11 protein-coding genes are annotated in these 14104 nt (G+C 75.2%); 5 read left to right on the top strand and 6 right to left on the bottom strand.

Annotated features, from left to right (window positions below; translation table 11 throughout):
* Positions 1-11: 11 nt before the first annotated feature.
* Positions 12-539, top strand: coding sequence for a carboxymuconolactone decarboxylase family protein (locus A0J59_RS01190; RefSeq protein WP_064314964.1), 528 nt, complete (start codon positions 12-14; stop codon positions 537-539).
* 25 nt (positions 540-564) lie between these two features.
* Here A0J59_RS01190 and A0J59_RS01185 read toward each other — a convergent pair whose 3' ends face one another.
* Positions 565-1437 carry an alpha/beta hydrolase gene (locus tag A0J59_RS01185; protein ID WP_064314963.1) on the bottom strand — a complete coding sequence of 291 codons (873 nt, stop codon included), beginning with the start codon at positions 1435-1437 and terminating at the stop codon, positions 565-567.
* A gap of 156 nt (positions 1438-1593) precedes the next feature.
* Between A0J59_RS01185 and A0J59_RS01180 the strand changes: the two genes are divergently transcribed.
* Positions 1594-3579, top strand: coding sequence for a BTAD domain-containing putative transcriptional regulator (locus tag A0J59_RS01180; protein WP_220084418.1), 1986 nt, complete (start codon positions 1594-1596; stop codon positions 3577-3579).
* A 30-nt stretch (positions 3580-3609) separates the two neighbouring features.
* On the opposite strand, the gene A0J59_RS01175 is transcribed toward A0J59_RS01180, so the two are convergent.
* Positions 3610-4182: a TetR/AcrR family transcriptional regulator gene (locus A0J59_RS01175; RefSeq protein ID WP_047230940.1), complete on the bottom strand. Its 573-nt coding sequence runs from the start codon at positions 4180-4182 to the stop codon at positions 3610-3612.
* A 76-nt stretch (positions 4183-4258) separates the two neighbouring features.
* Between A0J59_RS01175 and A0J59_RS01170 the strand changes: the two genes are divergently transcribed.
* A complete protein-coding gene (locus A0J59_RS01170; RefSeq protein WP_064314999.1) occupies positions 4259-4837 on the top strand; it encodes a dihydrofolate reductase family protein in 579 nt (192 codons plus the stop codon).
* 25 nt (positions 4838-4862) lie between these two features.
* On the opposite strand, the gene A0J59_RS01165 is transcribed toward A0J59_RS01170, so the two are convergent.
* The 4 genes from A0J59_RS01165 to A0J59_RS01150 form a co-directional block, all read right to left on the bottom strand.
* On the bottom strand, positions 4863-5627 hold the full coding sequence (locus A0J59_RS01165) for an anti-sigma factor (protein WP_064314962.1): 765 nt from the start codon (positions 5625-5627) through the stop codon (positions 4863-4865).
* On the bottom strand, positions 5611-6183 hold the full coding sequence (locus A0J59_RS01160) for an RNA polymerase sigma factor (protein ID WP_064314961.1): 573 nt from the start codon (positions 6181-6183) through the stop codon (positions 5611-5613). The genes A0J59_RS01165 and A0J59_RS01160 overlap by 17 nt, the downstream gene beginning before the upstream one ends.
* Before the next feature lie 130 nt (positions 6184-6313).
* Positions 6314-7033, bottom strand: coding sequence for a class F sortase (locus tag A0J59_RS01155; RefSeq protein WP_064314960.1), 720 nt, complete (start codon positions 7031-7033; stop codon positions 6314-6316).
* Positions 7030-7926: a DUF4397 domain-containing protein gene (locus tag A0J59_RS01150; protein WP_064314959.1), complete on the bottom strand. Its 897-nt coding sequence runs from the start codon at positions 7924-7926 to the stop codon at positions 7030-7032. The genes A0J59_RS01155 and A0J59_RS01150 overlap by 4 nt, the downstream gene beginning before the upstream one ends.
* A gap of 372 nt (positions 7927-8298) precedes the next feature.
* Here A0J59_RS01150 and A0J59_RS01145 point away from each other — a divergent pair, with 372 nt between their 5' ends.
* Both A0J59_RS01145 and A0J59_RS01140 read left to right on the top strand, forming a co-directional pair.
* Positions 8299-13326 (top strand): glycoside hydrolase domain-containing protein, encoded by a 5028-nt coding sequence (locus A0J59_RS01145; RefSeq protein ID WP_064314958.1) that lies wholly within the window; start codon positions 8299-8301, stop codon positions 13324-13326.
* 164 nt (positions 13327-13490) lie between these two features.
* A complete protein-coding gene (locus A0J59_RS01140; RefSeq protein WP_156532724.1) occupies positions 13491-14102 on the top strand; it encodes a hypothetical protein in 612 nt (203 codons plus the stop codon).
* Positions 14103-14104: the final 2 nt, after the last annotated feature.

Raw genomic sequence — 14104 nt, 5'->3', positions numbered from 1 at the left:
GCGTCGGAGGCATGACGACCACGACCACTGCCACGACCAGCGAGACCGCCGTCCCTGCCGACACCCCCGTCCCCGTCCCCGCCCGGTTCGACGTCGAGGCGCTCACGCCCGACTTCTACGCCGCCGTCGCCGCGGTCGACAAGGCGGCCGCCGCCGAGGCGGAGCGCGCCGGGATCTCGCCGGTCCTCGCCGACCTCGTGCGGCTGCGCGCCTCGCAGCTCAACGGCTGCGCGTACTGCGTCGAACTGCACTCCCGCACCGCGCGCCGTGCGGGCGCGGACGAGCAGCTCCTCCAGGCGGTCGCGGTGTGGCGCGAGTCGGGCTTCTTCACGGCGCGCGAGCGCGCGGCGCTCGAGCTCACCGAGTCGGTCACGCGGCTCTCGGAGACGCACGTGCCCGACGACGTCGCGCGGGTCGCGCTCGACGCGCTCGGGGAGCAGGGGACCGCCGCGGTGCTCGCGCTGCTCGTGTCGATCAACGCGTGGAACGCGCTCGCCGTGACCGCCCGCACGTGGGCCCCGGAGCGGAAGACCCGCTGACTCCTGGCGCCGCGCGGCCGGTCGGTCAGCGCCGGCCGAGCGCCCGCACGACGGCCGCGACGTCGGTGGGGGCCTCCTCGGCCATGAAGTGCCCGGCGGTCGTCGTGAGGTGCTCGAGGTCGGGTGCCCAGCGGCGCCAGACGCCCGCGGCGTCGTACCCGAGCCGTGCGCCCCAGTCCTGCTGCACCACGGTGACGGGCATGGTGAGCCGGTCGCCGGCGTCGAGCGACGCCTGGTCGTGCTCGACGTCGACGGTCGCCGTCGCGCGGTAGTCCGCGACGATCGAGTCGACGGCGGCCCGGCTCGCCGCGAGGTAGTGCGCACGGACGTCGTCGGGGATCGAGGCGGGGTCCTGGGTCCACGCGTCGAGGAAGGACCCGAAGAACGCGTCGGCGCTGTGCCGGATCATCGTCTCCGGCAGGCCCGGAGGCTGCGCCATGAGGTAGAGGTGGAACGCGACCGCGGCGTCCGCGCCGTGCAGCACGCCCCACGTGTCGAGCGTGGGCACCACGTCGAGGATGCCGAGATGGCTCACGCGGTCCGGGTGGTCGAGCGCGGCGCGGAACGCGACGAGCGCGCCCCGGTCGTGGCCGACGAGGACGAACCGGTCGACGTCCAGCGCGTCGGCGAGCGCGACGACGTCGGCGCCCATCGTGCGCTTGGCGTAGACGTCGGGCGTGGTCGCGACGGGCTTGGCGCTGTCGCCGTAGCCGCGCAGGTCGGGCACGACGACGCGGTGGTCGCGCGCGAGGTCGGCGGCGACGTGCCGCCACATGTGGCGGGTCTGGGGGAAGCCGTGCAGCAGGACGACGGGCGTGCCCTCGCCCGCGGTCTCGGCGCGCAGGGTGACTCCCGGGGCGACCTCGACGGTGCGGGTCTCGAAGCCGGGGATGTGCATGGGTGGGTCCTCTCTCGGGGTGGTGCGGGCCGCCGCAGGTCGTGCCCGGGCGGCTCGTGACCATCCTCGGAGCGGCGGATCAGCATCCGATCAGTGCCGCGTGCCGCCCGCCCGCGCGCCCGCGCCGCGGCATCGGGGTGCGGCGAGAATGGCGGGGTGGTGGAGCTGCGCGTCGAGGTGCTCGGGCCCGTCCGGCTGCTGCGCGACGGCGCGGAGGTCGACCCGGGCGGGCCTCGTCAGCGCGAGCTCCTGGCGCGGCTGGCCGCCGCACGCGGTCGCCCGGTCTCGTTCGAGCGGCTCGCGGCGGACCTGTGGGACGACGACGCGGAGCACGACCCCCGCGCCCGGCGCGGTGCCCTCGCGACGTTCGTCGGCGACCTGCGCCGCCGCCTCGAACCCGAGCGGGCACCGCGCACGCGGCCGCGCGTGCTCGTCACCGAGCACGGCGGCTACGCGTTGCGGCTCCCGGACGGCGCGCTCGACGCGGCGCGGCTGGAGTCGGCCGTCGCCCCGGTGGGTGGACCGACGACGCACGGTCCGGACGCCCCCGCGCCCGGCGCCACGCCGGGGATCGGGGCCGGGGACGCGCCGTCGGGCACGCGTGCTCTGCGCGACGCGGTCGCGGCGTGGCGCGGCGAGCCGTACGCCGACCTGCCGGACAGGGAGTGGGTACGGTCCGAACGGCGGCACCTCGCCGAGGCGCACGCGCGGGCGGTCGAGCTCCTCGCGGAGGCGCTGCTCGCGGACGGCCGCCCGGGGGAGGCGGTCGCCACGCTCGACCCGCACGCCGCCGCGCACCCGTGGCGCGAGCGCGCGTGGGCGCTGCTCGCGCTCGCGCTGTACCGGGAGGGCCGCCAGGCGGACGCGCTCGACGTCGTGCGCCGCGCGCGCCGTCGGCTTGCCGACGAGCTCGGCCTCGACCCAGGACCGGAGCTCGCGCGACTCGAGCGCGACGTGCTCGACCAGGCTCCGTCGCTCGACGGCCCGACGCCGGGGCCCCGCCTCGCGGTGACGGCCCCGACCTCGCGCACGCAGCTGCGGTCCACGGTCGACGTCGCGCGCACGCTCGCGATCGCCGGGGGAGACCACCTCGCGACCGCGCAGCAGCAGCGGGTCGCCGCGGCGCTCGCCGCCGAGGCGACGGGCGACCCGGTGCTCACCGCCCGCACGGTCACGGCGTACGACGTCCCCGCCGTCTGGACGCGGAGCGACGACCCCGAGGCTGCCGACGCGCTCGTCGGCGTCGCACGACGCACGCTGCGCCGCCTGGGCCCCGACGCGGCGCCGGTCCTGCGCGCGCGGCTGCTCGCCGTCGTCGGGATCGAGCACCGGGGGACGCGCGACGCGTGGGCGTGGGCGGCGGCGGAGGACGCCGTGGGGATCGCGCGCGACGTCGGCGACCCCGGCACGCTCGCGCTGGCGCTCAACGCCCGGTTCCTCCAGTCGTTCCAGCGGCCGGGGGCGGGCGCCGAGCGGGACCGGACCGGCGCGGAGCTCGTCGCGCTGGCGGAGGCTCACGACCTGCCGACGTTCGCGATCCTCGGGCACCTCGTCCGGCTGCAGGCGGCCGCCGGGGCCGGGCGGTTCGGCGACGCCGACGACCGTGCCGCCGCGGCCGAGGGCGTGGCCGCGGAGTACGAGTCGCCCGTGGTCCCCATGCTCACGGCCTGGTACCGGGCGATGCGCGACGCCGAGACGGCCCCGCCCGACGCGGCGGCGCGCGCGTACCGGGCCGCCGACGACCTGCTGGCCGGCGTGCGCATGCCGGGCGTGCGCGACGGGCTGCTCCCGCTCGCGCTGCTCACGGTCCGTCTGCGCCACGGCCGCCCGCTCGCTGGGCTCGGCGACCCAGGGCCGTACGCGCCGTGGGTCGAGCCGCTGCTCGCGCTCGACGCCGGCGACCGTCGCGGCGCCGCCGACCTGGCCCGCGCGGTCCCGGAACCCCCGGCGGACCACCTGTGCGAGCTGCGGTGGACGCTCGTGGCCGAGACCGCCGTTCGGCTCGGGGACGCGGGCCTGGCGCGGCGTGCCCGTCACGCGCTCGCGCGCGTGCCGGACGAGCTCGCCGGGGCGGGCTCGGGGCTCGTGTCCGCGGGCCCGGTCCGGGCGTGGCTCGACCGCCTCGACGGTCGCCGCGCGTAGGGCTGTCATCGCCGCCGGGGGTTCGCCCGATCAACGCTCCGGGAGCAGCCCTGCCACGAGTGCGTCGATGACGTCGTCGGCCGCGACGCCGGGGTCGATCGGGGTCGTGAGCAGGTCGAGGAGCAGCCCGTCGATCGCGTAGTGGAACAGGGCGATCTCGCGGGGCCCTCCAGGCAGGCCGGCCGACCGGTTGAACTCGACGTCGGCCTCGAACCCCGCGCGCAGCCACGGCCCGAGCAGGGCTGCGAGCTCGGGACGGCGGCCGGACTCGAGCCGCAGCTCGAACAGGGCCCGCGTGACGTCGGCGTCCGCCGACAGCCGGCGCACGATGTCGCGGAGGTAGTCCGCGAAGAGCGCGCGGTCCGGCTTCTGGGCGGCGCGTCGCTCCAGGTCGTCCGGTGTGGGCGCGAGGCGTGCGCCGATGCGCTCGAAGAGCCCCGCGACGAGGGCGTCCCGGCTCCGGAAGTAGTTCGACGTCGTGCCCGTCGGGACGCCCGCCTCCTCGTCGACCGCGCGATGCGTCAGGCCGCGCGACCCCTCGCGTGCGAGCACGGCGATGCCCGCGTCCGCCAGGGCGCTCCGCCGGGTGGAGTTCTTCGCCATGCGCTGACGGTATCGCAACCACTGCACCTGTTGTAGTCTCATGGCGACCACTTCACCTGTAGTAGTTGGAGAGATGATGCGAGAACTGACCTACTACGTCGCCGTCAGCCTCGACGGGTACATCGCGGGTCCGGACGGCGAGTTCGACGCGTTCCTCGCCGAAGGCGACCACATGCAGCCGATCTGGGCGCGGTACGGCGGCACCGCGCCGACGGACCTGGCCGCCGCCGCGGGGCTCCCGATCGCCGACAGCCCCTTCGACACGGTCCTCATGGGGTGGAACACCTATGCCGTCGGGCTCCCCGACCACCACCTGACGAACCCCTACCGTCACCTGCGGCAGGTGGTCTTCACCCGGTCGCACGAGGCGCCGAGCGGGAGCGAGGGGGTCGAGTTCACGGGCTCCGACCCGGTCGAGACGGTTCGGGCGCTGAAGCGCGAGGACGGCAAGGGCATCTGGCTGTGCGGCGGAGGCGCGCTGGCCGCGGTGCTCGTCGACGAGATCGACCGGCTCGCGCTCAAGGTCAACCCGGTGATGCTCGGAGCCGGGATCCCGCTGTTCGGCGAGCGGACCTACGCACCCCTGTCCTGGCGGTCGACGAGCACGCAGACGTTCCGCTCCGGCGTGACGTTCGCGGAGTACGAGCGGGCGTGAGGCGCGGCGTGGTGCGGGCGCGAGGCTAGACGTCGAGCGGTCCCCGCACGACGGAGTCGCCCGAGTGCGCGGGGTCGCCGTCGAAGTGCTCCTCCGAGACGTCGACGACGGGGAACTGCGTGAGGTCCAGGCCGTCGGGCAGGTCGAACCGGCCCTCCGCGCCGTCGAGCACGCCGAGGCTCACGAGGCCGCTGAGGTCCTCGGCGAGGAGCCACACCTCGCGATACGTGCCCTCGGGCACCGGCGCATCGACCGTCACGACGACCTGGCGCCGCCCGTCGGGCTGCTCCTCGACACGCGCGTCGCCGCTCGCGCCCTCCCAGTCGGGCAGCGGGTCGAGCGTCGCGCTGGCCACCGTCGTCTCGGGCGGCTCGGCCTCGCGCCGCTCCCACAGGACGCCGCCCGCGACGCCCACGAGGAGCGCGGCCGAGGCCGCCGCGACCGGTACCCAGACCCGTCGGCGACGCGGTGCGAGCGGCACGACGACGGCCCCCGCGCGCTCGCCGTCCGGCGCGTCGGCGCGGGACGGGGTGACGGCGGCGGGCTCGTCGAGGTCCGTGCTCGCCGTAGGCAGGTCGAGCGCGGCACGGATCGCGGACCACACCGCCGGGGGCGGCTCGACGAGCTCGTCGGGCGCGTCGGCGCCGTCGAACGCGTCGGCCACGCGCGCGAGCCGGGCGGCGCCGTCGGCGCACGCCGCGCAGGAGGCGAGGTGCGCGCGCGTGTCGTCGTCGAGCACGTCCTCGCCGAGCGCGAGGAGCGCGAGGGTCTCGTCATCGATGTGCTGCACCGTCCACCTCCAATCGGTCGCGCAGCCGGATCAGGCTTCGTCGTACGTGGCTCTTGACCGTACCCAGCGGGAGGCCGAGCTCCTCGGCGATCTGCACGTGCGTCAGGTCGCGGAAGAACGCGAGCTCGAGGATCGTCCGGCCGGGATCGCCGAGCCGCCGCAGCTCGTCGGAGAGGAGCACGCGGTCGGCGACGCGTCCGACGTCGGCGTCCTCGTCCACGGCGGGCCGCGGCTCCGTCGCGGCCGCCTGCTCGGACCGTCGCACCCGGGCGCGGGCCTCGTGCGCGTCGGCGACGGTGTGCCGCGTGATCCCGACGAGCCACGCGGGCAGCCGGGCGCGGTCGGGGTCGAACCGGGACCTGCTGCGCCAGGCGGCGACGAACACCTGCTGCGTCACGTCCTCCGCGTCGGCGCGCGTGCCGAGCGACCGCAGGGCGAGGGTGTGCACGAGCGCGGACCACCGCCGGTAGGCCTCCGCGAGGGCGCCCTCGTCGCCGTCCGCGAACGCGCGGCCGAGTCGCCACAGGTCCGGGTCGGGCGTCCCGGTCTCGGTCACGTTCAGGGCGGGTCCTCGAGGGTCGGCGCCGACCGCCCGGGCGGCAGCGGCGAGCGGGTAGCAGCGATCGTAGCGCCGAGGGCGTCGCACGCTCGCGGGGCGACCCGCAGGCGCCTGCCGGCGAAGGGCGTCACCGGACGGGCGTCGCGGTCACGACGACGTTGTCCGAGTACGAGCGCCGGTCGCGGTCCCACGCGCCCCCGCACGTCACGAGCACGAGGCGGCGCTCGCCCGTGCGGTCGAAGAGCTCGTCGAGCGGGACGTCGGGCTTGGGGACGCTCCGCACGTCCGTCACTGTGTAGGTGTACGAGGCGCCCGTCGCGTCGACGACGTCGACGCGCGCTCCCGTCGTGATCTCCGCGAGCCGGGCGAACGGCCCGACGCCGTCGGGGTCGTCGACGTGGGCCGCGACGACCGTCGTGCCGGCGGGGCTCGCGGGTGCCGGGCCGAACCGGTACCACGCGGCGACGTCCCCGCTGCCCGGCAGCGCCATCCGCCCCTCGGGGTCGACGCCCGCCGGCTCGACGGGGAGGTCGACGTCGAGGTCGGCGACGACGACGCGCGTGGGCGCGGGCGGCGCGGGGTCGGGCACGTCCTGGGCTGGTCGGACGGGGACGACCTGGGTGGGCCCGGACGGGCCTGCGGTCCCCGTCCCGTCCCGGCCGGGGGCCGGGACGGGCGGGGTGTCGGCCGTCGGTCCGAGGAGTCCGTCGGCCGGCTCGTCGACGGACGGCGGGGAACATCCGCCGACGACCGCTGCGGTGACGAGCACCGCCCCCAGGAGGGTCAGGAGCCCGGCCCGCGCACCCCGTGCGGGGTGCGCGGGACCGGGGTTCGTGCGCTGCGTCATGCGTCCCGGTCGCTCCGGACGGGGTGCGTGGCGTGCGCGTGCTGCTCGCGCCAGGCGCGTGCGAGCATGACGACCGCCGCGACGAGCAGCAGCCCGAACAGGGACGCGCCGAACGCGATCGCGACGCCCGTGGCGGTGCTGCTCGGTGCCTCGGCCGCGAGGCCGGAGAGGCCCGCGGGCACGCCGGACGGTGACGAGTGGAGCCCTTCGACCGTCTGCGTGGCGAGCGCGAGGTTCCCCGCCTCGAGGCTGCCCCACGCGTAGGCGATCGTGTTGACGCCCTCGGCGACCGTGAGGTCGGCCGGCCCGAGCACCGGGTCGGTCGTGCCGGCGGCGGCGATCGACGCCGACACCGTGCCGGCCGGCAGGTCGAGCACGGCCTCCTTCGGGTTCTCGAGGCCCGTGACGACCGCGGTGCCGCCTGCGAGCACGTCGACCGCGGGCGCCGCCGCGACGTGGCGGACGGTCAGGCGGCCCTGGCCGGCCGCCGTCGGCTCGGTCGAGTTGGTGAAGAGCGTCGCGGTCGGATCGCCACCCGCGTCGAGGTGCGCGACGGCGGTGTAGCTCGTCCCGGCCGCGAGCTCGAGGTCGACCGGGCCGATGACCGGGGAGCTCGTGTCGGTCGCGTCCGGCGCGGTGATCGCGACGCTGTACGCCCCGGCCGGGAGGTCGAGCGGGCCGGCGAGGTCGCCCGGCTGGAAGTCGTCGAGCGTGAGCTCGTCGTTCACCCAGACGTCGACGGGGGTGTCGGGCACGCCGTGCAGGACGGAGAGGGAGGCGCCGTCGGCGGTGGCGGCGTGGGCCGGGAGCGCGAGAGCTCCCACCCCGGCGAGGGTGGTGACGAGGGTGGCTGCGCCCGCGAGCGCGGCGCTGCGTCGTGCGGTGCGGTGCATGGTGTCCTCCGGTTGCGGGGGCCCGGTCGGGACCGGGCGCTCGGGCTGTTGACACCCCCTCTTCCGGCGCGGAGGCCCGCGCGGATGCAGCGTCTCGGCACGAGTTCTCGGACGGCCGCGGGCGCTCGGCAGACCGGTGTCGGGGCAGGGAACCGCGCCCGTCGGGCAGGTGAACTTCGCGGACGGGGTCTTGAGGCGGCCCGGTCCGGCACGTACCGTGGGCGCGGCGAGGCGGAGCAGCCTCGGCACGACCCCCCAAGGAGAGCTTTCGTGGCCAGACCATCTGCCGCGCGTCTTGACAGCGCTGTCGGACGACGCGGGGCCAGCCCGACGTCCGACCCCCACCCCCGACGAGGCGGTCGCAGCCGGCTCGTGGGTGCCCTCGCGGGCGCCCTCACCGCCGCGCTCGCCGTCGGCGTCCTGCCGCCCGCCGCCGCGGTCGCGGCCCCCGCGGCGAACGCCGCCGAGAGCGACCTCGCGTCGCTCGTCGACGTGTTCGTCGGCACCGAGGGCGACTACGGCAACGACATGCCGGCCGCGCAGGCGCCCAACGGCCTCGCGAAGGTGAACCCGCGCACCATGCCGGGGCGCAACAACACCGGCTACGACTACGCGCAGTCGAAGATCTCGGGCTTCACGCACACCAACCTCGACGGGGTGGGGGGCTCCGGCGGCGGCGGTGACATCCTCGTGGTCCCGACGTCGGGGTCGTACACCGCGCGGCCGGGCACGGGCACGTACGCGCACCCGTTCTCGCACGACGACGAGCAGGCCGGCCCGGGCTCCTACGCCGTCGGGCTCGGCAACATCGCGGGCAAGGACGGCGCGATCGCGGCCGCGCCGGGCACGATCGAGGCCGAGGTCGCGGCGACCACGCGCTCGGGCGTGCACCGCTACGCGTTCCCCGAGGGCTCGACGCCGAGCCTCGTCGTCGACCTCGAGACCAACAACACGAGCCGCCGGTCGTCGTCGGTGCAGGTCGAGACGCGCGCGGACGGCACCGTGGAGCTGTCCGGGCAGGTCACGGGCTACTTCTACAACGCCGCGTACACGCTGTACTACACCGCGCGCACGCTCCAGCCCGCGACGGTGCAGACGTGGGGCGACGACGACAAGCTCGTCGACGCGACGTCCCAGGACGGCGTCGACACCGGCGCGATCCTCACGTTCGACCCGGCCGACGCGGGGGACGTCGGCCTGCAGGTCACGCTGTCGCCGGTGAGCGTCGAGCAGGCGCGGATCGACCAGCAGGTCGAGCTCGGGGACCTGTCCTTCGACGCGATCCGTGACCGCACGCGCGCCGAGTGGAACGCGACGCTCGGGCGGGTCGCGGTCGACGCCTCGACGGCGACCGACCCGACGGGCGAGCTCCAGAAGCTCTTCTACACGCACCTCTACCGCATGTTCGCGATGCCGATGAACGCGACGAGCACCTCGGGCACGTACCGCGGGGTCGACGGCGCGGTGCACGCCGCGCAGGGCTTCACGTACTACGACTCGTGGGCCACGTGGGACGACTTCCGCAAGTTCTCCGTCATCGCCTACATCGACCCGGCGCTGTACCGCGACATGGTGCAGTCGCTCGTCTACCTGTTCGCCGACGCCGAGGCGACGGGCACGGGCAGCGGTCTCGGCGGGTTCGTGCACTCGGTCCCGACGGTCCGCTGGGAGCGGTCGTCCGTCGTGGTCGCGGACGCGATCGCCAAGGGCTTCGACGGGTTCGACCGCCTCGACGAGGCGTACCCGGCGCTGAAGCGCCTCGTGGGGCAGTACAGCGCGGACGAGCTCCAGCGCGGCTACGTGGCGGGCAACCCCGGCGCGTCCGTGCAGCGCGGCTACGACCAGTACGGCCTGTCCGTGATCGCGGACGAGCTCGGCCTGGCCGACGAGGCGCGGACGATGCGCGAGCAGGCGTCGTGGCCGATCGAGAAGCTCACCAAGCCGGGTGCGTGGACCGCGGCCGACGGCACGCAGGTCGGCCTCCTCACCCCGCGCGCTGCCGACGGCTCGTGGCAGAGCGCCGACTACGCGAAGTTCGAGGCCGCGAGCCTCTACCAGGGCACGCTGTGGCAGTACCACTGGTACGACGCGTACGACATGGACGCGCTCGTCGAGGCGATGGGCGGCCCCGAGGCCGCACGGCTCGCGATGCGCCACATGTTCGGTGAGCACGCGCCGGACGACGGCAAGGCCATGCTCCACTCGAACGCCAACGAGATCGACCTCCAGGCGCCGTACCTCTTCAACTACACGGGCGAGCCGAGCCTCACCCAGAAGTGGACCCGCGCGATCTACACGCAGGAGACCTGGAACCGGTACATCGCGACCGGATCCTCCAGCGCGGTCCCGAGCGGCGGAGGGGAGTTCACCCCGCCCGTGAAGACGAAGGTCTACCAGCTCGACCCGCGCGGCATGCTCCCCACGATGGACAACGACGCCGGCACCATGTCGACGATGTTCGTCGCCGCGGCCGTCGGGCTGTTCCCGGTGACCGCCGGGTCGTCCGAGTTCCAGATCGGGTCGCCGTTCTTCGACGCCACGACCATCACCTACGACGACGGCAGCGCCTTCACGGTGACGGCCGACGGCGTCTCCGAGGACGCGTTCTACGTCCAGTCCGCGACGCTCGACGGTGCACCGTTCGGCAACACGTGGGTCGACTACGGGACCGTGATCGGGGGCGCGGACCTCGCGTTCCGCATGGGCGAGCAGCCGAGCGACTGGGGCACGGACACCGAGCCCGCGTTCTCGATGAGCACCGCCACCGACGAGCCGGTCGAGGGGCCGCGCGTCAGCGCCGACCCCCCGACCGTGCAGACCGGCGACGGCGGCGCGCTCGACGCGACCGTGACGCTCACGCTCGACGGCGCGCGGCTCGCCGCGTCCGCCGGCACGGACCTCGTCGCGAGCGGGGCGGCGAGCGTCGTCGGTCTGCCCGACGGCGTCGCCGCGGCCGTGACGGTCGCGTCGCCGACCGCGCTCACCGTCTCCCTGACGGGGACGGCGTCCGCCGACGCGCGCTTCTACGTCCACCTGGGCGACGGTGCGCTCGCCGACGGCGTCGCCGCGTCGGCGCTGCGCGGGCAGGGCGTCTCGGTGCTCTCCCCGCTCCGCCTGTCCGTGGCGTCCGCCGAGCGTGACGCGCTCGCCGGGCTCGTCGACGACGCCGTGCTCGTGCGGCACGGGAACTACTCCTCGGTGACGTTCGACCGGTTCTCCACCGCTCTGACGAAGGCGCAGGAGGCTCTCGGTGACGAGGCCGCGACGAGCATCGCGCTGCGGTTCGCGGCCGACCGGCTCGGCGCGGCGATCGACGCGCTCGACCTCACGGGCGGCGGCTACCGCACGCTCGAGGCCGAGCAGTCCGAGGCGTGGTCGGGCGGCGAGCTGAAGAACGAGGCGAACAGCTCGTCCGGCAACCTCGGTGGCGTGCGCTCCGGGTCGTGGGTGCAGTACCGCGACATGACCTTCGAGACCGCCGCCGGGGACACCCCGCCGCGCTTCCTCACGGTCCGGTACGACACGAGCTTCGCCCCGACGGACACGCCGAGCACCGTGCGCGTGCACGCCGGCGACGTGAGTGGCCCCGTGGTCGCGACCGTGGACCTCAAGGGCACCAGCGGCTGGGGCAAGTACACCGAGGTGACGGCGGAGCTCGGCGACGTGCAGGCCCTGGTCGACGCGAAGGTCGTGACGTTCGAGCTCCTCGCGCCGTCGGGCCGGAGCTGGGTCGGCAACTTCGACTGGTTCCGGTTCAGCGCCGAGGATCCGACGGCCCCGGGACAGCCGGGCGAGTCCCCGACCGTGACGATCCAGGCCGAGGACTGGACCGCGAACTCCGGTCGCGGGCTCAAGAAGGAGTCCTCGACGTGGACGAGCGGGCCGGTGACGAACGTCGGCGGCACCGCGGACGGTGACTGGATCGCCTACGGCGAGGTCGACCTCGGTGAGCTCCCGCTCGGTGAGCTGTCGGTCCACTACGTGCACAACTCCAACCGGTCCGGGAAGAACTCGGCGCTGTCGGTGTACCTCGACGCGTTCGACCCGGCGAACCCGGGCGAGCCGTTCGTCACCGTGCCGCTGCCGACGACCGGGTCGAGCTGGACCGCCGACGGGACGGCGACCGTCGTCCTGCCGGAGACGGTGCAGGGGACGCACGAGGTGTTCGTGCGCCTGACGACCGAGCCGTACGCCGACCACCCGTACGTCGCGAACCTCGACAGCCTCACGTTCGCGCCGGGCGGCCCGACGTCGGTCGTCGTCGAGTCCGAGGCCTGGACCTCGAACTCGGGTCGCGGGCTGAAGAACGAGAGCTCGACGTGGACGAGCGGGCCGGTGACGAACGTCGGCGGCACCGCGGACGGCGACTGGCTCGCGTACGGCGAGATCGACCTCGGCTCCGCCGCGCTCGACCAGCTCTCCGTCCACTACGTCCACAACTCCAACCGGTCAGGTCGGAACTCGGCCCTGTCGGTGTACCTCGACGCGTTCGACCCGGCGAACCCGGGCGAGCCGTTCGTCAGCGTCCCGCTGGCGAACACCGGGTCGAGCTGGACCACGGACGGGACCGCCGTCGTCGACCTGCCGAGCACGGTGCGCGGCAAGCACCAGGTGTGGGTGCGCCTGTCCACCGAGGCGTACGCCGACCACCCGTACGTCGCGAACCTCGACAGCATGCGGTTCTTCACCGACGCGTACGACGTCGAGGCTCCCTCCACGGACACCGCGGCGCTCGCCGCGTCCGTCGAGGACGCCGAGGCGTTCGAGGCGGAGATCGACCGCTACGGCCGGATCGACGCGGGCGTCTTCACCCGGGAGCTCGCCGCCGCACGGTCGCTCCTCTCAGACGCCGGCGCCACCCAGGCGCAGGTCGACGAGCGGGCACGGCGCCTCGGGCTGGCGACCGACCAGCTCGTGCCGGCCGAGCGCCGTCGTCTCGAGAACCTCGTGACGAGCGCGGAGGCCCTGACCGACGACGGGTACAGCCCCGAGTCGTGGCAGGCGTTCCGCACGGCGCTCGCCGCGGCGACCGAGACCCGGGACGACGCCGCGGCGTCGGACGAGGCGCTGCGCGACGCGCGCCTCGCGCTCCAGGGTGCGATCGACGGCCTGGAGGAGCCGGCCGACGTCGAGCTCGTCGAGGTCACGCTCACCCCGCGCTGCCTCGCCGGCAAGCCGTACGTCGCGGTCCGCGCGGTGAACGTCTCCGACGCCGCGGTGGACGTCGAGCTCGCCTCGGCGCTCGGGGCCAAGACGTTCACGGACGTCGCGCCCGGGGCGAACGCCTACCAGTCGTTCGCGGCCCGCGGGGTGACCGGTGACCTCGTGGTCACCGTGACCGCCACCGGTCCGGACGGCGAGCAGACGGTCGAGCAGACGGTCACCGTCCCGACCTGCTGACCGCACCCGACGTGCCCGCGTCACGGCCTCGCGCCGTGACGCGGGCACGGTCGTCTCTCGGGACGGGAGCGCTCGGGTGTGCGGAAGAATGCGCGGAGGTCGGCCCCGGTCCCCGGGACCGGGACGGGAGGCGGGCGATGTCGGTCGAGGCGCAGAGGCGTCTGGTGACGGTGCTGGCGCGGGAGCTGGCGGCAGCTCAGACCGAGCCCTGGGGCGAGCTGTCGTACCGCGCGTTCGTCGTGGCCGACCGCACGCAGGAGCACGTGTCGGTCGTCGGCGGATGGCCGCCGCCCCCCGCGCAGAGACCGACCTCCCCGGCGTTCGCGGAGGCGCTCGCCGAGCTGCGGGCCGTCACCGCGCCGACCGGTCTGGGCGCCTGGTTCACGATCTCGCTGACGGTCCGCGCCGACGGCGAGGTCGACGCGTCGTACGACTTCGACACCGAACCCGGCTTCCTGCCCCCGGCCGGGCCCGCCGACTTCGCCCGCGACCTGGAGCGGTTCCCGCGGTCGGTCGAGACGCAGCCGCCCTGGCTGCGCGAGCGGCTCTCGTGGGCGCTGCTGACGCCGGAGCAGAGGGCGCGCGCCGAGGCCGGGGTGGGTGCGCTCCAGCCGTACCCGCCGTTCGGCGGGAGCCGGCCGCTGTTCACCGTGACGGTGACGCCGGACGACGACGTCGTCGACGTCCTCGACCACGCGTCCGGCCGACGGGCGCTCGTCGACCGGGACGGCACCGTCCGGCTCGTCGCGCCGGACCCCTCGGCCCGCCCGCGCTGACC

Origin of the sequence: Cellulosimicrobium sp. I38E (assembly GCF_001647255.1) — a bacterium.
Lineage (GTDB): Bacteria > Actinomycetota > Actinomycetes > Actinomycetales > Cellulomonadaceae > Cellulosimicrobium > Cellulosimicrobium cellulans_E.
The sequence above is the reverse complement of the archived record's forward strand: the minus strand, read 5'-3'. Positions and strand labels throughout refer to the sequence as shown.

Excerpts from the sequence above, each read along its gene's own strand:
- A0J59_RS01190 (WP_064314964.1), top strand. The coding sequence starts at position 12 with ATGACGACCACGACCACTGCCACGACCAGCGAGACCGCCGTCCCTGCC.
- A0J59_RS01185 (WP_064314963.1), bottom strand. The coding sequence starts at position 1,437 with ATGCACATCCCCGGCTTCGAGACCCGCACCGTCGAGGTCGCCCCGGGA.
- A0J59_RS01175 (WP_047230940.1), bottom strand. The coding sequence starts at position 4,182 with ATGGCGAAGAACTCCACCCGGCGGAGCGCCCTGGCGGACGCGGGCATC.
- A0J59_RS01170 (WP_064314999.1), top strand. The coding sequence starts at position 4,259 with ATGCGAGAACTGACCTACTACGTCGCCGTCAGCCTCGACGGGTACATC.
- A0J59_RS01155 (WP_064314960.1), bottom strand. The coding sequence starts at position 7,033 with ATGACGCAGCGCACGAACCCCGGTCCCGCGCACCCCGCACGGGGTGCG.
- A0J59_RS01150 (WP_064314959.1), bottom strand. The coding sequence starts at position 7,926 with ATGCACCGCACCGCACGACGCAGCGCCGCGCTCGCGGGCGCAGCCACC.